Origin of the sequence: Paenalicyclobacillus ferrooxydans (assembly GCF_001399675.1) — a bacterium.
Taxonomy (GTDB): Bacteria; Bacillota; Bacilli; order Alicyclobacillales; family Alicyclobacillaceae; genus Alicyclobacillus_B; species Alicyclobacillus_B ferrooxydans.
In genome coordinates this window covers 18,498-43,179 of the sequence record NZ_LJCO01000076.1, presented here as the reverse complement: position 1 = coordinate 43,179, position 24,682 = coordinate 18,498, and the positions used below count along the sequence as shown (strand labels likewise).

The following is a 24,682-nucleotide window of genomic DNA, read 5'->3' as shown; positions in this document are numbered from 1 at the left end:
TCGTCCTGAGCCAGGATCAAACTCTCAAAGTTGAGAAGTTTGCTCTCTTCGTTGCCGAAGATGCTCACTTCGAATCTGTACGTTTCACTCTCTGCGTGTGTTTAGTTTTCAAGGAACCAACTTCATTCAAACACCTGATAGCTTGCCTCAATATCCGCGTTGTTATCAGGTTTTCATCGTAGCCGCCTCGCGGCGACATCGACTAATATACCACGGTCAGAGGATGAGATCAAATGGTATATAATGTAACATGTTAATACACCGAGTTGATGCTGCTTCTTAATCCTTCAGGATTGCATTGAAAAAGATAAATGCAACCACCACGAGTAACAGAAAACCAAAGAACATCCCACCCTGGCGAATCACCAACTCTTCAAAAGCAGGCACAGTTCTACACCTCCGCGAAAGTCGCAACCCTAAAAGATGAGCCACCACAGATGACACCTTGTTCAACACATGAACCTTGTTCAACACATGGCACCTTGGTTTGAGTCCGCAACGCTTATTGTAACGCACTAGGTCTATGTTTTACAAAAAGAAAACGATCAACAGTTCCATCAGAATATAACCTCAGACGAACCTTAAACTCCTCCTTAAATTCCTCCTTAAACTGACATGCAAACCAGACCAAACTGACGTGCAAACGTAGCCTCAAACAGACTCACAAGAGCAACACAGACCCATACCCGCCAAATGAAAGAGAGGCACCGCCACATTTCTCGGCAGCGCCTCTCGATACAACTTACATGTGCTTTGTTTTACTCTTAGCCTTCATCGTCCTCATCCGACGCAATGACTCGTGCAACGGTGGCCACTTCTTCACCTTCAGGAACGTTGATTAGGCGAACACCTTGCGTATTTCGACTCTGCGTTGAAATATCCGCAACGTGAATGCGAATGGCTACACCAGCATTTGTGATAATCATCAGATCGTCATCAGACTGCACCATCTTCAGTCCGACCACAATCCCATTTTTATTCGTACAGTTCAGCGTCTTGATGCCTTTTCCGCCTCGAGCCTGGACTCTGTAGTCGGATACATGGGTCTTTTTCCCGTATCCCCGACTGGTCACGACAAGGACATCATTCTCAGGCTCAACAACGTCCATCCCGATGACTACATCGTCATCAGACAACTGGATCCCCTTTACACCGGTTGAGACGCGCCCCATCTGACGAACATCAGACTCAGGGAAACGAATGGACATTCCCCGGCTTGTTGCCATAATGATGTCTTTATCCCCATCCGTGAGACGAACGGAGATCAATTGATCATCTTCACGCAGATTGATGGCAATCAGACCGTTTTTACGGATGTTTGCATACTCCTTCAGTGCTGTCTTTTTCACAATCCCCTGTCTGGTCGCGAAGAACAACTTCATATCCTCAGAGTCTTCAAGGCTGCGAACTGGAATCACCGTTGAGATTTTCTCATCCGAATCAACCTGCAACAGGTTGATGATAGGCAGTCCCTTGGCCTGACGACTGTACTCTGGAATCTCATACGCCTTTAAGCTATACATCCTGCCCTTGTTCGTAAAGACCAAGAGGTAGTGATGTGACGAAGTGATGAACATGTGTTCAACAAAGTCTTCTTCACGGGTTCCCATGGCTGTAACGCCGCGTCCCCCGCGTCGCTGACTCTGATAACTCACGAGTGGAATGCGCTTCACATACCCAGCATGCGTGATGGTCACTACGACATCCTGAACAGGAATCAAGTCCTCCTCGTTGATGTCTCCCTCATCAGCAACGATGTTTGTGCGGCGTTCGTCTGCAAACTTGTCTCTAACCTCAACGAGTTCGCTGCGAATGACTTTCATCAACTCAGATTCGTTCGACAGGATATTCTTCAACTCCGCAATCAGCTTCTGGAGTTCAGCGTATTCATTTTCAATCTTTTCGCGTTCCAGACCAGTCAAGCGTTGCAGGCGCATATCGAGAATCGCCTGTGCCTGTTCATGACTGAGGGAGAAGCGATTCATCAATCCATCACGAGCGATTTCCGTGGTCGCCGACGCCCGAATCAAACTGATGATTTCATCGATGTTGTCGAGCGCGATACGCAGGCCTTCCAAGATGTGTGCTCGAGCTTCGGCCTTGTTGAGGTCAAACTGCGTCCTGCGCGTTACAACATCTCGTTGGTGGTTGATGTAGTGATAAATCATCTCGTGCAAATTAAGAACCTTCGGTTCTCCATTCACGAGTGCCAGTGCAATAACACCAAAGGTACTTTGCAAACCAGTATGTTTAAACAGGTTATTCAACACGACCTGCGGCTTCACGTCACGTCGAAGCTCAATCGCGATCCGCATGCCGGTTCTATCCGACTCATCCCGTAAATCGGTAATCCCGTCGATCTTCTTATCGCGACTGAGTTCCGCAATTTTTTCAATCAACCGAGCTTTGTTTTGCTGATATGGAATCTCGGTCACGACAATCCGTGTCTTTCCTCCAGACATCTCTTCGAACTGCGTTTTGGCGCGAATGGTAATCGAGCCGCGTCCAGTTCGATACGCCGAGCGAATGCCATCTCGACCGAGAATAATACCGCCAGTCGGGAAGTCGGGACCTTTGACAATCTGCATGAGATCCTCTGTAGTTGCCTCAGGGTTATCAATCAAGTACACAACACCATCAATCACTTCACGAAGGTTATGCGGCGGAATATTGGTCGCCATACCTACCGCAATACCGGACGATCCGTTGACCAACAGGTTTGGATACCGTGCAGGCAGGACTAAAGGTTCTTGTTCGTTCTCATCGTAGTTTGGTCCGAAGTCGACCGTTTCTTTGTTGATGTCGCGCAGCAGTTCTAGAGCAATTTGGGACATCCTTGATTCCGTGTACCGCATCGCTGCAGCGCTGTCGCCGTCAACGGATCCAAAGTTTCCATGCCCGTCAACAAGGGGATAGCGTGTGGAAAAGTCCTGTGCCATCCGAACAAGGGCATCGTAAACAGCTGCGTCACCATGCGGGTGATACTTCGCCAATACGTCTCCGACTACACGGGCAGACTTTTTGTATGGTTTATCGGGCGTCATTCCGACTTCGTACATCGCGTACAAAATCCGTCGGTGCACAGGCTTTAACCCATCACGCACATCGGGAATTGCACGGGCAACGATGACGCTCATCGCGTAATCGATAAAGGAACTTTTTAGTTCCTGACCGAGGTCTCTCGGTAGAATCTTACTGATTGGTTCATCCGCCAAGTAATTTCACTCCTAGGAACTCAACGTTGTTTCGGGATCGATGGGCAAATGTAACAATTTGACCACTGCGGTTTGATTTCGACCACTGCGGTTGAATCATTTCCCACAGTACTAGATATCGAGATTTTTCACGTATTTCGCGTTCTCTTCAATGAACTCGCGTCGGGGTTCGACTTTTTCTCCCATGAGCATCGTAAAGATCATATCTGCTTCCATCGCATCTTCGCTGGTCACCTGAAGCAGGGTTCTGACCTCCGGGTCCATTGTCGTTTCCCACAACTGTTCAGGGTTCATTTCTCCGAGACCTTTATAGCGTTGGAGACTGATACCTTGGCGGCCAATCTCCTGCAGAATCCGATCAAGCTCATGGTCGTTATACGCATAACGAATTGATTTACCCTTTTGGATTTTGTATAAAGGCGGTTGCGCAATGTACACATAACCCGCATCAATCAGCTCTTTCATGAAGCGGTAGAACAATGTTAGGAGCAAAATCCGAATATGGCTGCCGTCTACATCAGCATCCGTCATGATGACAATCTTGTGATAACGTGCTTTGCCTAGGTCAAACTCATCACCAATGCCGGTTCCAAGCGCGGTGATGATGGCTCGAATTTCATTGTTTCCAAGAATTTTATCCAGACGAGCCTTTTCCACGTTGATAATCTTACCGCGCAGCGGCAGAATCGCTTGGAAATTGCGGTCGCGTCCTTGCTTGGCTGAACCGCCAGCCGAATCACCTTCGACCAGGTACAACTCACAAATCGATGCATCTTTAGATGAGCAATCCGCCAGTTTCCCTGGAAGAGAGCTGATTTCAAGGGCGCTTTTACGCCGTGTTAATTCACGGGCTTTTCGAGCCGCTTCCCTGGCTCTTGCGGCAGTGATGGATTTTTCGATGATCCGCTTCGCCACCGCCGGGTTTTCATCAAGAAATGTGGACAACTTCTCGGCAAACAAACTATCAACAATGCCTCTCACTTCACTATTTCCAAGCTTTGTCTTGGTCTGTCCTTCAAACTGAGGCTCTGTCACTTTTACACTGATGATTGCCGTCAGTCCTTCTCGGACGTCGTCACCCGTCAGATTGTTTTCATTTTCCTTGATGACACCGGATTTTCGTCCATAGTCGTTGATCACACGCGTCAAAGCTGTCTTGAATCCAGCCTCGTGTGTCCCGCCCTCGTGAGTATTGATGTTGTTTGCAAATGAATACAGGGTCGTAGCGTACCCATCATTGTACTGGAGCGCGATCTCGGCAGTGACGTCATCTTTCACGCCTGTGACCATGACTGGATTCGGAAAGAGGACCTCTTTCGATTTGTTGAGAAATCTCACAAATTCGGCAACTCCGCCGCTGTAGCAATAAGTGACATCTTTCTCTTCACGGATGTGCCGGTAGACGATTTCAAGTCCTGCATTCAAAAATGCAAGTTCGCGTAACCGCCCTGTGAGAATATCGGATTGAAATACGGTTGTTTCAGTAAAGATCTCCGGATCGGGCTTAAAAGTAACAATGGTACCCGTATGATCCGTTTTTCCAACCACCTTCAGGTCGTACAGTACTTGTCCACGTTCATATTCCTGAACATACACCTTGCCATCGCGATGTACCTCGACTTTAAGCCAAGAAGACAACGCATTGACAACGGAAGCACCGACACCATGCAGTCCCCCGGATACTTTATAACCGGATCCGCCAAACTTTCCTCCTGCGTGGAGAACTGTCAGTGCAGTTTCGACTGCGGGACGGCCTGTCTTGTGGTGAATACCCACCGGAAAACCTGCGCCATTGTCCTCTACAGTTACACTCTCGTCCTCATTGATCGTGACAATGATCTTTGTACAACGACCGGCCAATGCTTCATCGACTGCATTGTCCACGATCTCCCAAACAAGATGGTGTAATCCTCTTACGCTTGTCGATCCGATGTACATACCAGGCCGTTTTCGAACAGCCTGAAGGCCTTCAAGGACTTCTATCTGTGATTCATCATACACAGGTTGCTGCGGCACAAAGGTTCCCTCCAACAAATGAAGTTCATTTCGAAACACAGACTCCAAAGGACCGGTCGGCTAATCCGTTTTCTCCTCTGTCTCCATGTCTTCTAGATCCCGATAGAGATTTTCAGCACGCCGTTTTAACGTTAAAGACGATATCGGTGATAGGTACACGTGGGATGGCGTAAGAACAGCTGACTTGATCTCTCCGCCTGGGGACTGAACCATTGTCAGTGACTCTGATTTCATATGGCCGGGAAAGAGTCCTGTCAAGTCGGTGGGTTCCGAGTTATGGATGGCAAAAATGCCAATCACGTCTCGCAGGCTGACCATCTTCTCACCGCCGATGTGGATAAACACACATCTCACCTACCCTCTATCCAGTTATTATACCAGAGTGCACCTGAAACAAACGCATTTGGCCTTCCAGCATCCCATGGAAGGGCGCCAGACTCGTCGTTGTGATGATAGTTTGGACTCGCTCGTGCATAGAAATAACTAAGTTCGTTTGCCGATGATCGTCGAGTTCACTGAGAACGTCGTCGAGCAGTAAAACCGGATAGTCACCAACCTCTTGATAAATAAAATCGATCTCTGCCAAACGGATCGAGAGTGCGACGGTCCTCTGCTGCCCTTGACTGGCATACGATTGTACCGGCTTCCCGTCGATGAAAAAACTCATGTCATCACGGTGCGGTCCAACAGTTGTGTGACGAGACTGAAAATCTTGGTGACGTCTCTGCCGAAGAAGTGTCAGGTAGTGTTCGGCCAAGGCATCCACGTTCAAATGTCCCCGTTCGTCATCACTGCGGATCGACGGATTGTACTCAATACTCATTTGTTCTCGACCAGGTGCGATGTTTTGATGAATCCGCTTTGCAAATTTGGTCATTTCATCAACAAACCTGCGTCTCCGTACCGTCACCTCTGCCCCGTGAATAGCCAGTTGCTCATCAAAAACGCCGACGTAATCCCAATCAATTTCCGTTTGCTTCAAAATTGCATTTCTTTGCTGCAAGACCCTGTTGAATTGGGTGACGTGATAGAGGTACTTGGGATGTGTTTGACCCAGTTCCATGTCAATAAAACGCCTTCGGACAGCAGGACCGCCCTTTACAAGCTGTAAGTCTTCTGGCGCAAATAAGACCACTTGGAAATGGCCGATAAAATCAGTCATTTTAGCCTGACTTAAGCCATTTACTAAAGCCCGTTTACCGCTTTGTGTGATGTCGACCTGCAGCACACTGCGATGACCTTTCACTGTAATCTCGCCTTTGATGAGAGCAGATTCTTCGCCGGTTTGAATACATTCCGTGTCTTTCGAGGTACGATGTGACTTTCCCATTGCCAGCATGTGGATGGCTTCTAGAGCATTGGTCTTTCCTTGTGCGTTTTCGCCGATAAATACGTTTACGCCATCGGCAAACTGAACGTTGCCAGTCTCGTAATTCCGGAATTTGCCGAGGGTAAGTCGTTCGATTCTCATCTTTTCAACTCTTTGTCACAGTGTACTTTTCGGCACCAATAGTGACGGTGTCACCATGGTACAGCTTGCGGCCTCGTCTGGTCTCCCGGTCACCATTCACAAATACAGAATTGTTCTCAAGGAAGACCTTAGCTTCTCCACCAGATGAAATATAGTCCTTGAGTTTCAGTACCTGCCCCAATTGAATGAACTCGGTATGAATTGCAATCTGCTGCACATTTCTCACCTCATAAGCACTGGGGAGATGAGCTGCAGTCCAACATCTCCGTCAACCTGCTGAATTGTGAAGGGTTGGTTTGACCCGTTAAACCGTATCAACACGTCGGTATTATCAAATACGGCGAGCGCATCGAGTACGTACTTTGCGTTGAATGCGATTTGAAAATCGTCTCCCTCTTTTTGGCTTGCCTCCACGGACTCGGACACATTTCCAATTTCGGGTGAACTGGAGGAGAAGGTCATTTTTTGTCCTTGTACTTCGAGTCGAACCATGTGATTGTCTCGGTCTCTTGCAATCAAAGCTGCTCGGTCAATAGCAGACGCAATCGACTTCACGTTGACGCGAATCTCTGTTCTCTGAACCTTAGGGATAATTCTTGAGGTATCCGGGTATGTGCCGTCAATCAGACGAGTGTAGAAGTACGTTTCACCAATGACGAACAGACTATGGCTGTCTGTAAGTTGGACGTCGATTACAGTGTCATTATCCGGAAGAAGTCGACTGAGCTCAGACAGGGATTTGCTTGGGATGATAGCTGTCCAGTTGTGTGTATCTGCATCGTCAAAAGTCGTTGAACGCGTTGCAAGCCGAAGTCCGTCTGTAGCGGTGAAGTTCAATGTGCCATCTGTGTATTGGATGTGTGTACCGGTGAGAATTGGACGTACTTCTGAATTTGATGCTGCGAATGTTGTAGAGCGAATGAAATCGTTCAGAAGTTCACTTTGTAGTTGAATTTGTGTATCTGACTGGAATTCTGGCAGTTTTGGAAATTCTTCTGCATCGATGCCGTGCAAATGAAATTCAACTTGTCCGCACTGAATAGACGTCATGTAGTTGTTGTTGACAGAGATCGATACGTTGTCTGAAGGAAGTTTACGAATGACCTCGGAAAGGTATCGAGCTGGAAGAACGATCGATCCAGGTGTTGATACGTCTAACTGATTGGTGTCATCTGAGTGGATGGTGTCTTGTATCCCCAGCTCTAGGTCGTAGGCTGTTGTCGTCAGTGTGTTGTCATCGGCTTCAAGTAAGATGCCTGTCAGTACTTGTTTCGGTGTTCGAACAGCAACTGCTTTTGAGACAACCTGGAGCATGTGGAGCAATGCGGGTTGTTGAATAGAGAATCTCATGAATTGAAAGGCTCCCCTCTGCATAGAATGACATTGCTAGAAAACTCAATCGGAACGTGTTACAAGGCAATTGTCCATTGAAGTTCGTTAAGCTTTGTCATGAGTGCATTTCAAAGCTGTCATCACGCGAAAGATGACAGCATAGGATCTAGAATGTATACAAGAGATAAGTACTCATAGTAATAATACATGTTAACAATGTGGAAAAGTGAGAAATGAAGATGATTCGAGCTAAAAAAAGCCTGTGTATAACCTGTGCATAAACACAGGCCTTTATCCACGTGATTCACAGACTGCCGAGTTTAGCAAACTTCGCTTGGCAAACACGACATGAAAACTCTTATAGTGTACTGATTGCTTCTGCAAGTTTTTGAACCGTATGTTGCAATGCAGAATCAGTTTTCATCGAACTTGTGATTCGTTCGCACGCATGCAGTACTGTCGTGTGGTCTCTTCCTCCAAAAGCATCCCCGATTTTCGGCAAAGACATATCTGTCAGTTCACGCGCCAAATACATGGCAATTTGTCTCGGCAAGACCACTTCTTTTGTGCGGCGTTTGGCTTTTAACTCGTCGATCTTGAGGCCGTAGTGGTCGCCTACTACTTTTTGAATATGCGTCACGGTAATCTTTCTCGGTGCATCCTGATTGATGAGGTCCTTTAGAGCCTGTTCTGCAAGATCCACAGTAATGTCTGCGTTCACCAGAGAAGAATAGGCCACTACACGAATCAGTGCACCTTCGAGTTCACGAATGTTATGGCTTACTTGGGTCGCGATGAAGTAGGCTACGTGTTCATCCAGAAACATCCCGTCCGCTTTCGCTTTTCGTTGAATAATTGCGATTCGTGTTTCGAGATCTGGTGCTTGAATATCAGTAATGAGTCCCCATTCAAACCGACTCCGTAAACGATCTTCAAGGGTCGGGATCTCTCGCGGAGGACGGTCGCTTGAAATGACGATCTGTCTTCCTGCTTCGTGTAGTGCATTGAAGGTGTGGAAAAACTCTTCCTGGGTTTGCTCCTTGTTGGCCAGGAATTGTATATCGTCGATCAGCAATACGTCGATGTTACGGTATCGGTTGCGAAAGTCCCCTGTCTTATTCTCGCGTATCGCACTGATGAATTCATTGGTGAACCGTTCGGACGACAGATAAAGGACTTTCGCACCAGGGTTAAATTGAACGACGTGGTTCCCAACAGCTTGCATCAAGTGAGTCTTTCCAAGACCCACTCCCCCGTAGATAAATAAAGGGTTGTAGGAGGCAGCAGGTTTCTCCGCGACGGCCAAGCTGGCAGCATGGGCAAATCGATTACTTTGCCCGATCACAAAGTTATCGAATGTGTATTTGGGATTGAGCTGTGACGTGGACATGTCAATCGGGAGCTCATCAACACCAGGTTGTGCAACAGCAGCAGCGGATTCTTTATCTTCTTCCCCGCTCATCTTTTCACCTGTGTAAAATTCGACCCGAAACTCCTGTTCGGTGAGTGCGGTCAGGGCATTTTGGACAATGGCTGTGTAGTTTGAAACCAGCCAGTTACACGCAAACAAAGTCGGCACAAAGATTCGCAGCTGCTTTGTCGATCCGTTGTAGTCTGTTATCTGCGTGCCTTGAAACCACGTTTCAAAACTTGGTCCGCTCATGCGCTCCTTCATCATCTGAAGGACTTTACTCCATAATTGTTCAAAAAAGACGTGGTCAAACTTGTTGGTCATACAGGTTCCCAGACCCCCTTACCCCACTGCGTTCAAGCGACAGCTGACAAATGAATCTTACACAACAGCCTGTGGATAACGAAAAACAGAAAAAGTGCTGATTTCTCGCGTATAAAAACACGAGGCCTGTGCACAGTCAGCGGATTTGTGGATAATTTCTTCGGTTTTATAAACAAATCAACAGATTGGGAGGATAGTTATCCACAGGTTGTGGACAAAGCTGTGGACGAATCAGAGTTATGCACTGTCGATTTCGGTCGCTGTGTGACGGATCATATCAAATTACGCAAAGACAGGGCAATGGGTTGTTTCGAATTATCCACAGTGTGGACAAAATTAGAATTAGGTTATCCCAGTACTCTGAATTTGTGTATAAGCTTGTGGGTAAGTGGATATTCTGGGGTCGGTGTCAGGGACTGTGGATAATTCCAGCTGTGGATTACCAGTGGCGTGAAATTCCTGTGGATGTTTGCGGTTAAGCTCTCTTGTGAAGGTTGACACACCTATTCACAGGGATATATAATGTTTGGCAGTGTCTTGTGTTTGGAGTGCTTAATGGAAAAGGGGGTGGCGTTGTGAAGCCGACCTATAATCCGAATCGGAGAAAGCGGAAGAAAGTTCATGGATTCCGCAAGCGTATGAGCTCAAAGAACGGCCGGAAAGTATTAGCCGCTCGCCGTGGCAAAGGACGAAAAGTGTTAAGTGCGTAAGTACATCAACGTGAGGCCACCTCGGTGGCCTTTTTCGATCGTTTAAGGTGATTTTAAAGAGGCCTCGCTACATTTAATGGCGGCGTATCCATAGCATGAAAGGTTGGTCCTGGTGCAATCCCAATTCCGACTTCGAGAAAATCGTGAATTTCGCCGAGTCTTTCAGCGCGGACGGTCTGCTGCTACAGGCCGGTTTGTGTTGTATTGGTACAAGACTCAGATTGGACACTTTCATGTTGGCTTTTCCATCAGCAAAAAAGTCGGCAATGCGGTGCAGCGAAATCAGTTGAAACGTAGACTTAGAGCCTGTTTTCAGGAACTGTCTCCTCAATTGAGAGATCAGTCGGTAGACTTTGTGGTCATAGCCCGCAAAGGTTCGGCGGATACATCGTACTTAGAGATCTGTCGGGACGTTCAGAAGTTGCTCAAAAAGGCCCAGTTCATGGTATGATGTACGGTAGGAGATGGGAGAATGTTCAGCAGAGTGATAGTGTTCTGCATTCGATTCTACCAACGGGCGATTTCACCTTTAACCGGTCCAAGGTGCAGGTTTATACCGAGTTGTTCGAATTATGCGGTTGAAGCGGTACAAGAACATGGCGCGCTCAAAGGATCACTGCTGGCCATGATTCGAATTGTGAAGTGCGGGCCCTGGCATCCGGGTGGGTTTGATCCAGTTCCGAAAAAGAAGTAGGAGGAATCAGCTTTTGGAGGTCGTGCAGCGTAGAAATCGGAAATGGTGGTGGGTCGTCGGTCTGGCGGCCGTGATGTCTCTGTCCGGATGCAGCATGTACCCCACAAAGCCGGGACACTGGCCTGGCGGTCTATGGGGAAACATCTTGCAACACGTTTCATCCGTCATCGACTTCACCGCAAGCCACCTTGGTGGGAGCTATGGACTGGCTCTGCTTGTTGTGACGGTTGCTGTTCGTTTAATCGTCTTGCCTTTGATGATTAAACAGATTCGATATCAGAAGGTTATGCAGTCGCTTCAACCAGAGATTCAAAAAATCCGCAGCAAATATCAGGGCGATAACCAGAAGATCCAGCAAGAGACGATGAAATTGTGGCAACAGTACGGGGTCAACCCAATGTCCGGATGTTTCCCGATGTTAATACAGTTGCCGATTTTGTATGCCTTGTTCGGCGCTATCGAAGGAAATGTGAAGCTAAGTGAAAGTCACTTCCTTGGGATCTTTAACTTGGGCCATCCCGATCATTACTATATCCTTCCGTTACTCGCCGCAATCACGACGTTCTTCTCATCAAAGTTGATGATGGCTGGCACGGATGGCGGACAACAGAAGATGATGTTGTTTATCATGCCTGTGTTTATTTTCATCATTGGCTCGCGGTTCCCGTCTGGCTTAGCCCTGTACTGGGTGTACACAAACCTGTTCCAAGCGGTGCAAACGTATTTCGTGAAGGTGAAGCCGGCGGCGGCGACGGCTGCTGCAAAGGCGGACTCTGGCGGTGGTCCGAGATCCGGCCCCGACAAACCTAAGCGATTAAAGCCCGGTACAAGCGAAAAGCAGGAACAAGTAAGCAGCAAGCGGAAGGAAAGAGGAAACGAAGAGCAAAAAAACTAGCGGTTCCGTGAATTCATCCTCATCCAAAGGAGACTGCACGATGAAGAAGGTTACTGCAACCGGGCGTACGGTGGAAGATGCCGTGACCTCGGCGTTGGTTCGACTGGGTATCTCCAGGTCGCAAGCAACAGTTCGGGTAATGAGTGAACCCGTAAAAGGACTGTTCGGATTTATTGGCGGCCGGGAGGCACAGGTAGAGGTTTCAGTGATTCGGACACCAGAAGAGACAGCAAGAGATTTTCTCTCAGAGACCTTGATTCACATGGGGATTGACGCGAGGATTCGTTTGCTGCCTGCGTCTGAAGACACACCAACGACGCTTGAGATTATATGCGACGAGAATGATCTTCCGGTGGTCATCGGTAAGCACGGTTCCACCCTTGACTCGTTGCAGTACCTTGTGAACGTTGTGGCCAATCAGGGTCAGGAAAGCTATACACGGCTGTTTTTGGATGCAGGGATGTACAGGCAGCGCCGCCAGGAAGGTTTGCAGCGTCTAGCGGATAGAGCTGCCGTCCGCGCTTTACGCACAAAGCGTCCGGTGTCACTCGATCCGATGCCGGCACATGACAGGAAGTTTGTTCACACGTACCTGCAAAATCGGAGCGATGTTACCACAACGAGCGAAGGTACAGATCCGTACCGTAAGGTGGTCGTCGTGCCATTCGTACAAACCGGCCCAGCACGCAAGAACGGCTGAGAACGGAAACCTTACTCTGCATCTTGAATTGGAATCATACTCACCCCTACCCTTCTCTGAAGAGAAGGGTTTGTTGCATGGTGGCAAGGAGGCGAAAACTGTGAGGGAACGCGGCGAGGTATATGCAACAGACACCATAGCAGCGATTGGAACTGCACTCGGTGAAGCGAGTGTAGGTATGGTCCGCGTCAGTGGTCCGGAAGCAGGTCGGATTGCCGATCGAATGCTGAAGTTAAAAGGCAATGCTCACCTGTCTGAGCAGAAACGGGGAATGTGGTACGGAACACTGATTCACCCTGAGACAAAATCTGACCTTGATGAATGTGTTGCACTATGGATGCCGGGTCCGCACAGTTATACTGCCGAAGACGTCGTAGAGTTCCAGGTACACGGCGGGTTGCAATTGGTGCAGAGCGTGCTTAGTGCAGCGCTTATGGCGGGAGCTCGTTTAGCCGAACCAGGGGAATTCACAAAACGAGCGTTTCTCAACGGACGAATTGATCTATCCCAGGCAGAAGCCGTGATTGATTTAATTCGGGCCAAAACGGAACTTGCGAGTCGCTCTGCGTTACAGCTTGTAAAAGGAGACTTCAGTGAATCCATCCGTCGAATGCGCCAGACATTAATTCGATTGCAGGCACATGTGGAAGTGACCATCGATTATCCAGAACATGATGTAGAAAGTGTAGCTTGTGCGCGTGTTATTGAAACTGGACAGGAATTGCTTACCGAGATACAGGAACTGATTCGGCGTGGTAAGATGGGACGAGTCCTTCGTGAGGGCATTCGCACTGTGATTCTTGGAAGGCCGAATGTTGGCAAGTCATCACTCATGAATGCCTTGTTAAGGCAAGATCGAGCGATCGTTACAGACATCCCCGGTACCACTAGAGACGTCATTGAGGAGTATGCCAATATTGGAGGTATCCCCTTTCGTATTCTAGACACTGCTGGGATACGAGACACGGAGGATATCGTAGAAAAACTCGGTGTTGAACGATCGCGAGAGGCTCTTCGAGAGGCTGAGTTTGTGATTGTCGTGTTGAATTCCAATGAGCCGCTTTCGCTTGAGGATGAGGAACTATTGCTCCAAACGGAGGGGTTGCCTCGCGTCATCGTATTAAATAAGTCGGATCTTGAGCGGCGCATTGATGGGGTCGAACCGCTTGCTGGGGATTCGGCGGTCGTAGAACTGTCCTTAAAAGCCGGACGCGGGTTGGAAGAATTGGAACATGAGATGGTTTTACGAGCAACAGCTGGCGGCGTACAGATGGATGATGCGAGTTACATGACCAACGCACGCCAGAATACACTTCTTCAAGGCGTAGTGGACGATTTAGAGTTAGCTGTTGAAGCAGCTGCTGCTGGGGCAACACTTGATATCATCGCGGTTCAGTTGCAAAGTGCCTATGCAGGCCTTGGTCAGGTGATTGGAGAAGAAGCTGGCGAAGACTTGTTGAATGAGATATTTTCGAACTTTTGCCTAGGGAAATAGACCGGAAACAGGTTTGTTTAATAGATGATGAAGATTAGGGAATGAACTGAAAGATAAATCGGTACGAGGAGGATACAGATGGCGATTCTCAGCGGGAACTATGATGTGATTGTGGTAGGCGCTGGACACGCAGGTTGTGAAGCGGCGCTCGCGAGTGCGCGGATGGGCTGTCGTACGCTGCTGTTAACCATCAATCTCGACACCATAGCCTACATGCCGTGTAATCCTTCAGTTGGAGGACCGGCAAAAGGTATTGTCGTGCGAGAGATTGATGCACTCGGTGGTGAAATGGCGCGCAACATTGATGCAACCTATATTCAAATGAGGATGCTGAACACTGGTAAGGGGCCAGCTGTGCAGGCGTTGCGCGCGCAGGCAGATAAGGTTTTATACGGTCTGAACATGAAGAGGACTCTTGAAGACGAGCCAAACCTAACCTTGAAACAAGGTATGGTAGATGAATTGATTGCTGCAGAGGGCCAAATTCAGGGGGTCGTCACGAAGTCAGGATTGGAATATCGAGCATCATCGGTTGTCCTGACGACTGGCACATACCTGCGCGGAAGGGTTTTTATCGGAGATGTTTCATATGAGAGTGGGCCAAATGGGCAACTCCCTGCTGTAAAACTGTCAGCCAGCCTGCACCGTCTCGGTTTCGAGACGGTTCGTTTCAAAACCGGCACGCCGCCTCGGATTAATCGACACACCATTGATTTCGGTCCGATGGTGGAGCAGCCTGGAGATGAACATCCTGGACATTTTTCTTTTGATAAAGATGTTCCGGAACGCGAACAAGTCTCTTGTTGGTTAACGTCCACAACGGTGGACAGTCACGAGATCATTCGACAAAACCTGCACCGTGCCCCCATGTACTCTGGACAGATTGAAGGGACTGGTCCTCGGTACTGCCCGTCGATTGAAGATAAGGTCGTTCGATTCAGTGAGCGGGATAGCCATCAGATATTTCTAGAACCTGAAGGCAAGGACACGAGTGAGTGGTACGTTCAGGGGCTTTCGACAAGCCTTCCGGAAGACGTGCAGCTGCAGATTTTGAGGACCGTCCCCGGCTTGGAGAAAGCCGAAATGCTTCGTCCTGGATACGCAATTGAGTATGACGCGATTGTCCCGACCCAACTCTGGCCGACACTAGAGACAAAGTTCGTCGGAGGGCTGTTTACCGCTGGCCAAATCAATGGGACATCCGGATACGAGGAGGCGGCCGGGCAGGGTATTATGGCAGGTATCAACGCAGCCCGCAGGGCGCAGCAGAAAGACCTGGTTGTTCTATCGAGATCGGACGCATACATCGGTGTATTGATTGACGATTTGGTGACGAAAGGAACCAATGAACCTTATCGACTGCTCACATCACGGGCGGAATACCGACTTTTGCTTAGACACGACAATGCAGATCTTAGATTAATGGACATTGGCTGCGAGATAGGGTTATTGAAGAAGGAGAAGTATCAATCCATGGCTGCCAAACGTGAGGCTGTGGAACGCGAAAAGCAACGCTTGCAAAATATCCGGGTTAAGCCGGAAGCCGCGAATCCTGTACTTCGGACCATTCCGTCGCGCGAGATTACTGAGGTTGCTTCCCTTGAGCAGCTGTTGCGCCGTCCTGAGGTACTGTACAGTCACATTGAGCGGATGGAACGCAACTCATCAAGTTTGGCAGGAGAGGACAGCTCGGGGACTTTAACGCTCGATGACGAAGTGGTCATGCAGGTTGAAATCCAGACCAAGTATGCAGGCTACATTCAGAAGCAGGAGCAGGAAATTGTCCGTCAGAAGAAACTTGAGGAAAAGCGGATCCCCGAGTGGTTGGACTTTGACTCAATTCGAGGACTTGCCTCTGAAGCGCGGGAAAAATTGACGAAAATACGGCCGCAGACGGTCGGTCAGGCATCTCGAGTCCCTGGGGTTACTCCGGCTGATATCTCGATTCTTCTGATCGCGATAGAACAGAACTTTGGCCGAGGACAACAGGAGGAACACAGAGCGCATGGGTGATGTAAGAGAGTTGCGCAAAGCGTTCGCGAGCTTGAACGATACAGCGTGGGAGCAGTTAGGGACGTATTTTCAGATGTTGGTGGATTGGAATGAGAAGGTAAATCTGACCGCCATCACCGATGAGACTGAGGTCTATGTCAAACATTTCTTTGACAGCCTCTTAATTGCCTCATCTTCCGAAAGCGAGTCCGTCTTAGCGTCGTCACATCGCATTTGTGATATCGGGACCGGCGCTGGTTTTCCTGGGCTTGTGCTGGCCATTGCTGCCCCCGGCAAACACTTCGTGTTGGTGGATGCATTGGCAAAACGGTTGAAGTTTTTGCAATCAGTGGTTGATGCACTCGCACTTAAGAATGTGGATCTCGTGCATGCACGTGCAGAGGATTTTTCCAGGCAGAAACAATACCGGGAATCCTTTGATTTGGTCGTGTCTCGAGCGGTGGCCAAACTGAATGTGTTATGTGAGTTGACTCTGCCGCTCGTAAAAGTGGGTGGCTGGTTTGTATCCTATAAGGGTCCGTCTGTAGAAGACGAGTCGGCAGAGGCGACACACGCCATTGGGATATTAGGTGGTAGAGAAGCATTTATGCAGAGCTGCACACTGCCTCTCGACATGGGTACACGTACTTTGGTAGGAATTCGAAAAGACCGGAGTACCCCCAAGGAGTATCCCCGAAAGGCTGGAACACCGCAGAAAGCGCCTTTGTAATAACGTGTAGTCGTGAACTGGAGAAGGTGAACATTTCCAAGGGAATAATTTGGCTGTGCCCGCTGTCGAAAGGCTGTCGGCATTTGGCGAATGGAAGGAAGTTTTGTCCTGAGGAAGGAATTCGGCCAGGTTTCATGGAAACCAATTTACGTAGACAAAGGGCGGAAGATATAGAGCGATGAATCGAGGGATAGCGGTGATGCGAGAGTCATGGGGAAAACTGCTGGGTTCGCGGGAAGCAGGCCCTGAAGATACGAATGTGGTGCAAATTGGTGTGGATGAGATAGTATCGAACCCGTTTCAGCCCCGAACCGTATTTGACGAGTCGAGCATTTCCGAACTGGCTGCTACCATTCGTACGCATGGTGTGATTCAACCGATTGTCGTGCGCAGAAACAATGGCAAATATGAGTTGATTGCTGGGGAACGCCGATGGCGGGCAGTTCGAAGCTTGGGATGGAAAACAATTCCTGCCATAGTGCGTGTCATGAACGATGCGCAGACAGCGTCTGCGGCTTTAATCGAAAATCTGCAACGTGAGGGATTGACGCCAATTGAAGAGGCTGTCGCCTATCAACAGTTGCTGGAAATTCATGGATTGACACAGGAGAGTTTAGCTCAGAGACTTGGCAAAGGGCAATCAACGATTGCCAATAAGCTCAGGCTGTTACATTTGCCTGAGTCTGTTCGGGAAGCTCTATTACAACGTCAGATTACTGAGCGCCACGCAAGAGCACTGCTGGCACTGCCTTCGGAAGAGATGCAGATTAAGATCCTTGAAGAATGCATCGATAAGGGATGGAATGTTAAGCAGACGGAAGAACGCGTCAAGGCTGTGATGGCGCGGTTGCAACAACCTGAGCGTCCGAGGGCGAGGAGAAAGGGCTTGTCCAAAGATGTTCGACTGGCTGTGAACACAATTCGGCAGTCTCTATCGATGATTACAAAGTCTGGGCTCCAAGTAGACTGTCAGGAACAGGATGATGCAGACTTCTACGAGTTTGTTATTCGGGTTCCAAAGAAGTAAGATTGCATGGCTGGAAGCCACACACTGAAGGGTCGCAGGGATCTCCCACGGCGGGGGTCCTTTTTATTTCTGCTTTGGAACGGGTTACCGATTCGTGAATTGTATGGGATAATTGATAGGATACTAGTTTAAGATCCTCTTACACTTTTTGATTGAGTGACCTCCTGAGCATTGTTTTGAAGTAGAATGGATGTTAGCATATTTGGGCGAATATTGTTAGGAGGGCGCAACATTGGCCAGTGGGCGTGTTATTGCAGTGGCGAACCAAAAGGGTGGTGTGGGCAAGACCACGACCGCGGTCAATTTAGGGGCCTGTATTGCCAGTTTGGGAAAACGTGTACTGTTGGTAGATATTGATCCGCAGGGAAACACGACATCAGGCATTGGGATAAACAAGGCTGATGTTCGTTACTGCGTTTATGATGTCATTATTAACGATGTGGCAGTCCAAGACGCTATCTTACCGACAAGGTTAGATTCGCTTTCCGTTCTTCCCGCAACAATTCAGCTGGCTGGCGCCGAAATTGAACTCGTACCGACGATCTCAAGAGAAGTCCGTTTGAGACGTGCGCTACAGCCGCTTAGAAGTCAGTTTGACTACATTATTATTGATTGTCCACCATCGCTTGGTCTCTTGACGGTGAATGCGTTGACTGCATCAGATTCTGTGTTGATTCCTATTCAGTGTGAGTACTATGCGCTGGAAGGCCTCAGCCAGCTTTTGAATACCATTCGGTTGGTCCAAAAGCATCTTAACACTTCATTGGAAGTGGAAGGTGTCGTTTTGACGATGTTAGATGCCCGAACGAATCTTGGCCTGCAGGTAATCGAAGATGTTAAGAAGTATTTTCGGGACAAGGTGTACCATACTGTCATTCCGAGAAATGTACGCCTTAGTGAAGCGCCAAGTCACGGTCAACCTATCATCTTCTACGATCCGCGGTCACGTGGTGCGGAGACGTACATGGATCTCGCAAAGGAAGTGGTGAGAGGTGGTTAAGAAAGGGCTCGGCAAAGGTCTTGAGGCATTAATCCCACAATTGAATGTCACCGAAGCCGATGCAGTTCACGAGGTGGCAATTGAGGAACTTCGTCCGAATCCCTACCAGCCGAGGCGAGAGTTTAATCAGGAGAAACTAAAGGAATTGGCGGAATCCATTGAGCAACACGGGATTATACAGCCACTGATTGTTCGAAAGAGCAAAGTCAAGGGTTATGACATTGTTGCTGGTGAACGGCGGTTTCGCGCAGCGCAACTGGTGGGGTTAGAGCGAGTCCCAGTAGTGGTTAGAGAATTCTCGGAAGTCGAATTAATGGAAGTGGCTGTGATTGAGAATCTTCAGCGAGAGGACCTCAACGCCCTGGAGATTGCTGAGGCATATGCCAATCTGATGGAGAAGGCGAATATGACGCAAGAGCAACTTGCTCGTCGTGTAGGCCAAAGTCGGAGTCATGTTGCGAATATGTTGCGGTTGCTCCAATTACCCTCCTCAGTACAACAATATGTTTCACGTGGAACATTGTCGATGGGGCATGCCCGTGCGTTATTGGCCGTGGATAATGCTAAGAAACAAAGTCAGCTTGCAGATCTGGTTGTTCAACAGGAAATGAGTGTACGTAAGCTTGAGTCGCTCGTGTACAATCCAGAAAAGAATGTTTCACGTGAAACAAAGGTCAAAAAGGATCCGAACGTTCAATTGTACGAAGATGAGTTCCGTAGATATCTTGGGACATCGGTCAAAATCTTGCAAGGAAAAAAGCGAGGCAAGATTGAAATTGAATATTTCTCACGTGATGACTTGGAACGTATTCTAGGACTTATTGCAACAAAAATGCAATAGTCTCGATAAAGACTCATTTGTATATTCACTTGAAGTGTATCTTGCAGGGTGGTGCAGACATCTGTGTATTTGTTAGGCACTTTAGTCAATGGGGCGGCGATTCTCATCGGCACAGGACTCGGCCTTCTGATGCCGAAGGTTCCGCCTCGTTTTCACTCCACGGTGATGCAAGGTCTATCGTTGGCGGTGCTGTTAATCGGTCTCTCGATGGCGCTTGGCGATACTGGAGACATTCTAATCATTATTATTAGTTTGGTCATTGGGGCTCTGCTCGGTGAATGGATTAATATTGATGGTTTGCTGAACCGTATGGGGGATTGGGTGCAACGCAAGTTCGTTCGTTCGGATACGAGTCGTACAGCAGAAGCTTTTGTGACCGCTAGTTTGGTGTTCTGTGTGGGCTCAATGGCTATTGTGGGGGCTATTCAAAGTGGTCTGACTGATGTCCATCGAACGCTGTACGCAAAGTCTCTTTTAGATTTTGTGTCTTCAACTGTTTTTGCGTCAACGCTCGGAGTTGGGGTTGTTTTTTCAGTGCTGCCGGTTGTGCTGTACGAAGGCGGAATCGCAACCATTGCACATTTGTTTGGAGCTGACCTGCAAAATCAGGCGGTGATTTCGTGCATGACAGCCACCGGTGGATTGTTAATCGCTGCAATCGGGATTAACCTCCTGGGACTCAAAAAACTGGCAGTGGGCAACCTGCTTCCGGCAATGTTTGTCGCAGCATTGCTGAAGTGGTGGGCTCCTCACTTGACTACACTGCTCTCCATCGTCCACCTGTACCATGGTTGATGCCAAGGGTGATTCACCAGATCAACGCTGCGAAAGAAACTGCTTACTCGCTCGCCTAAAACTGCAGAATTTGCCTGTGAAGACAATCTTGTTTTTGCCGCATACTATGGTTCGGGAATTGGAAATCCAGTACCTATGATCTTGCGATTCACTATTTGGGATTGGAGTAACGCCGCATGAAGCTGTCCAGTGAAACCATGATACTTTGGTTGATTGTCCTAAGCGCAATCGCCATACTCAATTTCGTGCTCTTCCTTGTGTCGTCTGCACAGAAGTCCAAAATGCGTCGTCAGTTTAAGCGCTGGCAAGGCATTCATCAAACTGCTGACTTAGAGGCTGTGTACGCACAAACGATTGACAAAGTTCGAGAAGCCGAGGAGTCACTAGCGAATGTGGCGGCGAACGTCCGGGCGATGGAGACCGCACTTCGAACAAAAATCGGAACCCCATCAATCAAACGTTACAATGCCTTTTCAGACACAGGGAGTGACCTGAGTTTCTCCATCGCCCTGTTGGATGATACGCAAACAGGGGTGGTTCTCTCGTCGATTTACGGCAGAGAGGAATCCCGTACATACGGGAAGCCGGTTGTTGAAGGCCAATCAACGTATCCGCTGACGAGTGAAGAATCTGAAGTGGTGTCCTTGTCCAAACACAAGGTCCCAAAACAACTGGTCTAACTTCTGCACTTTGTTGGTCAAACCATAGTTTGAATCTCGTTGGGCGAAGGTGTATATGCGAAGATTCCATTTCATTGTGAACCCCGCTGCAGGTCGCGGCAAAGCATTAAACATTTGGTCCACCATTTCAAATTCCCTCGAAGACCGTGCGGCCATCGAGGGAATTCCTATGGTCATGACCAAGTCCTATGTCCATGAAACTATTCCTGCCCTTGACCCTGAAACGATTTTGGTGAGCGTTGGCGGGGACGGTTCGGCTCATTACGCCGCCAAAGAGGCCCTTCGGCTTGGCTGTGGTCTAGCTATTGTTCCTGGTGGTACGGGGAATGATATGGCTCGAAATCTAGGACTTCCAGTTGACTCTGATGCACTGATGGATATGCTCCTCAGAGGAACGCTTCAGACCATTGATGTGATTCGCATCAATGGTAACCCTGTCTTTAATTTAGCTGGGTTTGGCATTGATGCAGAGGTGGTGCACTGGATTGAAAAGCATGCTTTGCTAAAAAGGGTCGGTCGCATGGGCTATGGAATTGTCGTACCTCTGGTACTCTGGAAACACCGCTGGTTTCACGCGGCGGTCCGCACTGAAGATAACGTCACCTACTCCTTCACCAATGCATCTATCTTTGCGATTGCGAATGGAGCCCTCTTTGGCGGCGGAATGAAAATTGCCCCGACGGCCTGTCCGTCTGACGGGCAACTCGATTTGGTCATCGCAACTGGGCTCTCGAAACTCGGTATACTTCGGCTTTTCCCACAAATCTATCGTGGAACGCATGTGTCCGATCCGTCTGTGACGTATTTAAAAACCCGGCGATTCACCATTGAATTTTCATATCCGCTCACAGCCGCAGAATACGACGGCGAATGCTACGACAGTCCTGCGTGCGCTGAGGTAGAAGTCGTGCCGGAACTCCGCGTGTTGCTTCCTGTTTCTGCTGTTGACGAACCTAAATCTCTACAATGACTTGCTGAGAATGCACTAGCTTTGCCCCCTTGTCTAACCGGATTACGGGTACTCACTTGTGCTGACAAGACGTTGCCGATTGTAATACCTTCTCAAACTACCTTTCAGTGCTTCAACGACAATGTCACTCATTTTCATGACAACGTTTAGTCGCGTATTTTGCAAAACAAAATACTCCATAAAGCCACTCACGTTGACGACTCCTGTAATCGTGTAATCTCCGAATTCAGGCAAAGATTTTTTAACTCCAGCCCCAGGTCGAAGGGGACCCCGTTCAATGATGATTTGTCCTACATGATCAAACTTCCCTAGACAGGCGTCGATGGCCAAAATAAATGGATTGCGAAAATTGGCACAGCGAATCTGCTCCAAGGTAGCAGCAAGATTTACCGCGTGTACCGGTTCCTCCAGACTTCCATAAACTCGAACACTCTTCAGGCCGCTGAGTTTTGAGCCCACAATGGGTCCAAACGCATCTCCTGTGGAACGATCCGTTCCGACACAGACGATCACGATGTCCCTGCCAGAGGCGCTTTGCAAAACTTGATCGATGGCTCTAGAGAGGATGAAGACAGCCATGTCATCCTCGAATGACACACGCTGCGTAGCAAATGCTTCTGCCGAAAATTCGTTCAGGTCGGTTGGATGGGTCACGCAAACATCCTCCTACGCCGGAATATTCCCAGTATACGTACGCGTACTGTGAACTATACCTGTCCTATAAGGTTTCTTCGTCTGGTAGGGGGACTAGCGATGATTGACGTTGTACTGCTCGTGGAACTTTCGTGGTGCTTTATTTGGCTCGTTAAAAAAAGACTTCAAACCGCATTGCTGTACACTGGGGGTGTCTTCGCTGCCGGCTATACAGCATGGCAAACATCAGGGCGTGTCTCTCGATGGTTTGCCTCGCCTGCGCATCCCGCCTTTCTTTGGATTGAACGTAATATCACAACAAATGCGAAGGCTGTGTCCATACTCGCCCACTATGTGCCGCCTCAGCCAGTAGACACATCAATGACGCAAACGCACTGGATTGCTATTCATGTTGCAAAGGTTTTGGTTTTTTGTGCGATTACACTCGCTGTATTTGTTACGTTTGCGGTTATCGTCTTCCTAAGAAGGGCAATCTGGGACCTCGGTGAAGAATCGCCGGAAGTACGGCTTGACGCCAGATGGATCACAGTCTTCACAGCCCTAACTTGTACCTTGTATACGGGGGTGTTTAGCGTCACTCTCTTTGCAAACCTAGCTTGGGTTCGACCCTTCCAAGGGCTCGCCGGCTTAATCGGGCAATCCGTGGCCATGCACCTCTACGCATTGCTTTTTCACACACCCTAGCTGATTGCGACCCGTCCTCCGAAGAACGTCAGGCACGCGTGCTCTAGGTATCAAAATATACCTGCCCCTCTTGTGTCGTCGTGCCCGAACCCCAACTGCAGTCCTGTGATATATTTAGGGGAGGCAAACTGGGATGAAGGAGGGGAAGTCTCATGTGGGACAAGCTATGGAAATTCACCCTTGCCTATGCTTCCAAACACGCTGATCTTCTCACCACCGTTGCGAGAGATGTGGGGCAGATTGTAGTCCTCTTTATTGCAGCGCGGATTTTAATCTCTGTTCTCTCCAGGGCTTCAAGGCGGGTACTCCAGTTCCGGGCAGTCAAGATTGACGAGCGACGCCGACAAACGCTGCTTTCCCTGGTGCACAACATCATCCGCTATACCATCTATTTCATCTTTGTCCTAATGAGTCTCGAGATACTGAGTTTTCATATTCAGACGTTACTTGCCGGTGCGGGGATCGCGGGGCTGGCAGTAGGGTTCGGAGCCCAAAGCGTAATCAAGGACCTTTTGACTGGTTTCTTTATTCTCTTTGAGGACCAGTACGGTGTCGGCGACTACGTCACCATCAATGGTCAGACCGGAACTATAACACAGATTGGTATCCGCCTGACACGTCTGCAGGTTTGGACTGGTGAAGTGGAGAGTATCCCGAATGGCTTGGTTCAACAGGTTACGAATTACTCACGTACCAACTCTCTTGCGGTGGTTGATGTCGGAGTCAATTACGCTACGGACATTAATCAGGCCATGGAGATTATGAACCGCACCATGCAGGACATGAAAGCGACGAATCCCAACATTGTCGGCGACATCAACGTTCTTGGGGTTCAAGCCTTGCAAGCGGATGACATCCTGCTGCGGGCGACAGCAGATTGTAAAGCTATGACGCAGTACGGGGTTCAGAGGATGGCATATTTAAAGATCAAAGAGGCCTTTGATGAAGCTGGGATAGACATTCCGGTGCCGCAACGGGTGATTGAGATTAAACACTCAGATATTTTTCCGAATCGGCAAATGACAGTCTCGCAGAACAAGGAGTGA

At 48.7% G+C, this 24,682-nt stretch carries 25 protein-coding genes; 17 read left to right on the top strand and 8 right to left on the bottom strand.

Annotated elements, in window-relative coordinates; all coding sequences use genetic code 11:
- Positions 1-182 (top strand): hypothetical protein (locus AN477_RS25295; protein WP_211266029.1); only part of this gene is annotated, 182 nt, incomplete at its 5' end.
- Between the two features lie 582 nt (positions 183-764).
- Here the strand turns inward: AN477_RS25295 and gyrA are convergent.
- The 7 genes from gyrA to dnaA form a co-directional block, all read right to left on the bottom strand.
- Positions 765-3,215 (bottom strand): DNA gyrase subunit A, encoded by a 2,451-nt coding sequence (gene gyrA / locus AN477_RS17355; RefSeq protein ID WP_054970437.1) that lies wholly within the window; start codon positions 3,213-3,215, stop codon positions 765-767.
- 111 nt (positions 3,216-3,326) lie between these two features.
- The gene (gyrB, locus tag AN477_RS17350; RefSeq protein WP_054970442.1) at positions 3,327-5,231 is read right to left on the bottom strand and encodes a DNA topoisomerase (ATP-hydrolyzing) subunit B; all 1,905 of its coding nucleotides are present in this window, start codon (positions 5,229-5,231) and stop codon (positions 3,327-3,329) included.
- Positions 5,232-5,291: 60 nt separating this feature from the next.
- The gene (gene remB, locus AN477_RS17345; protein ID WP_157062033.1) at positions 5,292-5,585 is read right to left on the bottom strand and encodes an extracellular matrix regulator RemB; all 294 of its coding nucleotides are present in this window, start codon (positions 5,583-5,585) and stop codon (positions 5,292-5,294) included.
- 7 nt (positions 5,586-5,592) lie between these two features.
- On the bottom strand, positions 5,593-6,702 hold the full coding sequence (gene recF / locus AN477_RS17340; protein WP_054970435.1) for a DNA replication/repair protein RecF: 1,110 nt from the start codon (positions 6,700-6,702) through the stop codon (positions 5,593-5,595).
- Between the two features lie 4 nt (positions 6,703-6,706).
- On the bottom strand, positions 6,707-6,919 hold the full coding sequence (gene yaaA, locus AN477_RS17335; protein ID WP_054970434.1) for a S4 domain-containing protein YaaA: 213 nt from the start codon (positions 6,917-6,919) through the stop codon (positions 6,707-6,709).
- Positions 6,920-6,924: 5 nt separating this feature from the next.
- Positions 6,925-8,052, bottom strand: coding sequence for a DNA polymerase III subunit beta (gene dnaN, locus AN477_RS17330; protein ID WP_054970433.1), 1,128 nt, complete (start codon positions 8,050-8,052; stop codon positions 6,925-6,927).
- A gap of 340 nt (positions 8,053-8,392) precedes the next feature.
- Positions 8,393-9,769: a chromosomal replication initiator protein DnaA gene (gene dnaA, locus AN477_RS17325; RefSeq protein ID WP_054970432.1), complete on the bottom strand. Its 1,377-nt coding sequence runs from the start codon at positions 9,767-9,769 to the stop codon at positions 8,393-8,395.
- Between the two features lie 575 nt (positions 9,770-10,344).
- Here dnaA and rpmH point away from each other — a divergent pair.
- From rpmH to AN477_RS17260, 14 genes are all read left to right on the top strand, one after another.
- Positions 10,345-10,479: a 50S ribosomal protein L34 gene (gene rpmH / locus AN477_RS23895; RefSeq protein WP_083486397.1), complete on the top strand. Its 135-nt coding sequence runs from the start codon at positions 10,345-10,347 to the stop codon at positions 10,477-10,479.
- A 112-nt stretch (positions 10,480-10,591) separates the two neighbouring features.
- Positions 10,592-10,930 (top strand): ribonuclease P protein component, encoded by a 339-nt coding sequence (gene rnpA, locus AN477_RS17320; protein ID WP_054970431.1) that lies wholly within the window; start codon positions 10,592-10,594, stop codon positions 10,928-10,930.
- A 21-nt stretch (positions 10,931-10,951) separates the two neighbouring features.
- Positions 10,952-11,173, top strand: coding sequence for a membrane protein insertion efficiency factor YidD (gene yidD, locus AN477_RS17315; protein ID WP_054970430.1), 222 nt, complete (start codon positions 10,952-10,954; stop codon positions 11,171-11,173).
- Positions 11,174-11,195: 22 nt separating this feature from the next.
- Positions 11,196-12,068 (top strand): YidC/Oxa1 family membrane protein insertase, encoded by an 873-nt coding sequence (locus AN477_RS17310; protein WP_245631876.1) that lies wholly within the window; start codon positions 11,196-11,198, stop codon positions 12,066-12,068.
- A gap of 40 nt (positions 12,069-12,108) precedes the next feature.
- Entirely contained in the window at positions 12,109-12,768 is a 660-nt protein-coding gene (gene jag / locus AN477_RS17305; protein WP_054970428.1) for an RNA-binding cell elongation regulator Jag/EloR, read from the top strand.
- A gap of 100 nt (positions 12,769-12,868) precedes the next feature.
- Positions 12,869-14,263 carry a tRNA uridine-5-carboxymethylaminomethyl(34) synthesis GTPase MnmE gene (gene mnmE, locus AN477_RS17300; protein ID WP_054970427.1) on the top strand — a complete coding sequence of 465 codons (1,395 nt, stop codon included), beginning with the start codon at positions 12,869-12,871 and terminating at the stop codon, positions 14,261-14,263.
- Positions 14,264-14,341: 78 nt separating this feature from the next.
- Positions 14,342-16,276 carry a tRNA uridine-5-carboxymethylaminomethyl(34) synthesis enzyme MnmG gene (mnmG, locus tag AN477_RS17295; RefSeq protein ID WP_054970426.1) on the top strand — a complete coding sequence of 645 codons (1,935 nt, stop codon included), beginning with the start codon at positions 14,342-14,344 and terminating at the stop codon, positions 16,274-16,276.
- Positions 16,269-16,985 (top strand): 16S rRNA (guanine(527)-N(7))-methyltransferase RsmG, encoded by a 717-nt coding sequence (rsmG, locus tag AN477_RS17290; RefSeq protein WP_054970425.1) that lies wholly within the window; start codon positions 16,269-16,271, stop codon positions 16,983-16,985. The genes mnmG and rsmG overlap by 8 nt, the downstream gene beginning before the upstream one ends.
- 199 nt (positions 16,986-17,184) lie before the next feature.
- Complete coding sequence (noc, locus tag AN477_RS17285) at positions 17,185-18,012, top strand: nucleoid occlusion protein (protein ID WP_054970424.1); 828 nt, start codon at positions 17,185-17,187, stop codon at positions 18,010-18,012.
- A gap of 232 nt (positions 18,013-18,244) precedes the next feature.
- Positions 18,245-19,012, top strand: coding sequence for a ParA family protein (locus AN477_RS17280; RefSeq protein ID WP_054970423.1), 768 nt, complete (start codon positions 18,245-18,247; stop codon positions 19,010-19,012).
- Entirely contained in the window at positions 19,005-19,853 is an 849-nt protein-coding gene (locus AN477_RS17275) for a ParB/RepB/Spo0J family partition protein (RefSeq protein ID WP_054970422.1), read from the top strand. Before AN477_RS17280 ends, AN477_RS17275 begins: the two co-directional genes overlap by 8 nt.
- A 63-nt stretch (positions 19,854-19,916) precedes the next feature.
- Positions 19,917-20,648, top strand: a complete 732-nt coding sequence (locus AN477_RS17270; RefSeq protein ID WP_211266028.1) for a DUF554 domain-containing protein — start codon at positions 19,917-19,919, stop codon at positions 20,646-20,648.
- A 176-nt stretch (positions 20,649-20,824) separates the two neighbouring features.
- Entirely contained in the window at positions 20,825-21,328 is a 504-nt protein-coding gene (locus AN477_RS17265) for a DUF4446 family protein (RefSeq protein WP_054970421.1), read from the top strand.
- A gap of 55 nt (positions 21,329-21,383) precedes the next feature.
- Positions 21,384-22,298, top strand: coding sequence for a diacylglycerol/lipid kinase family protein (locus AN477_RS17260; protein ID WP_054970420.1), 915 nt, complete (start codon positions 21,384-21,386; stop codon positions 22,296-22,298).
- A 42-nt stretch (positions 22,299-22,340) separates the two neighbouring features.
- On the opposite strand, the gene yyaC is transcribed toward AN477_RS17260, so the two are convergent.
- A complete protein-coding gene (gene yyaC / locus AN477_RS17255; RefSeq protein WP_245631874.1) occupies positions 22,341-22,952 on the bottom strand; it encodes a spore protease YyaC in 612 nt (203 codons plus the stop codon).
- Between the two features lie 99 nt (positions 22,953-23,051).
- On the opposite strand from yyaC, the gene AN477_RS17250 reads away from it, so the two are divergent.
- Both AN477_RS17250 and AN477_RS17245 read left to right on the top strand, forming a co-directional pair.
- Complete coding sequence (locus AN477_RS17250) at positions 23,052-23,636, top strand: hypothetical protein (protein WP_054970419.1); 585 nt, start codon at positions 23,052-23,054, stop codon at positions 23,634-23,636.
- Positions 23,637-23,788: 152 nt separating this feature from the next.
- A complete protein-coding gene (locus tag AN477_RS17245) occupies positions 23,789-24,682 on the top strand; it encodes a mechanosensitive ion channel family protein (RefSeq protein WP_054970418.1) in 894 nt (297 codons plus the stop codon).

Coding starts and splice junctions, on each gene's coding strand:
- recF (WP_054970435.1), bottom strand. CDS start 6,702: ATGAGAATCGAACGACTTACCCTCGGCAAATTCCGGAATTACGAGACT.
- dnaN (WP_054970433.1), bottom strand. CDS start 8,052: ATGAGATTCTCTATTCAACAACCCGCATTGCTCCACATGCTCCAGGTT.
- dnaA (WP_054970432.1), bottom strand. CDS start 9,769: ATGACCAACAAGTTTGACCACGTCTTTTTTGAACAATTATGGAGTAAA.
- yidD (WP_054970430.1), top strand. CDS start 10,952: ATGTTCAGCAGAGTGATAGTGTTCTGCATTCGATTCTACCAACGGGCG.
- jag (WP_054970428.1), top strand. CDS start 12,109: ATGAAGAAGGTTACTGCAACCGGGCGTACGGTGGAAGATGCCGTGACC.
- mnmG (WP_054970426.1), top strand. CDS start 14,342: ATGGCGATTCTCAGCGGGAACTATGATGTGATTGTGGTAGGCGCTGGA.
- rsmG (WP_054970425.1), top strand. CDS start 16,269: ATGGGTGATGTAAGAGAGTTGCGCAAAGCGTTCGCGAGCTTGAACGAT.
- noc (WP_054970424.1), top strand. CDS start 17,185: ATGCGAGAGTCATGGGGAAAACTGCTGGGTTCGCGGGAAGCAGGCCCT.
- AN477_RS17265 (WP_054970421.1), top strand. CDS start 20,825: ATGAAGCTGTCCAGTGAAACCATGATACTTTGGTTGATTGTCCTAAGC.
- AN477_RS17260 (WP_054970420.1), top strand. CDS start 21,384: ATGCGAAGATTCCATTTCATTGTGAACCCCGCTGCAGGTCGCGGCAAA.
- AN477_RS17250 (WP_054970419.1), top strand. CDS start 23,052: ATGATTGACGTTGTACTGCTCGTGGAACTTTCGTGGTGCTTTATTTGG.
- AN477_RS17245 (WP_054970418.1), top strand. CDS start 23,789: ATGTGGGACAAGCTATGGAAATTCACCCTTGCCTATGCTTCCAAACAC.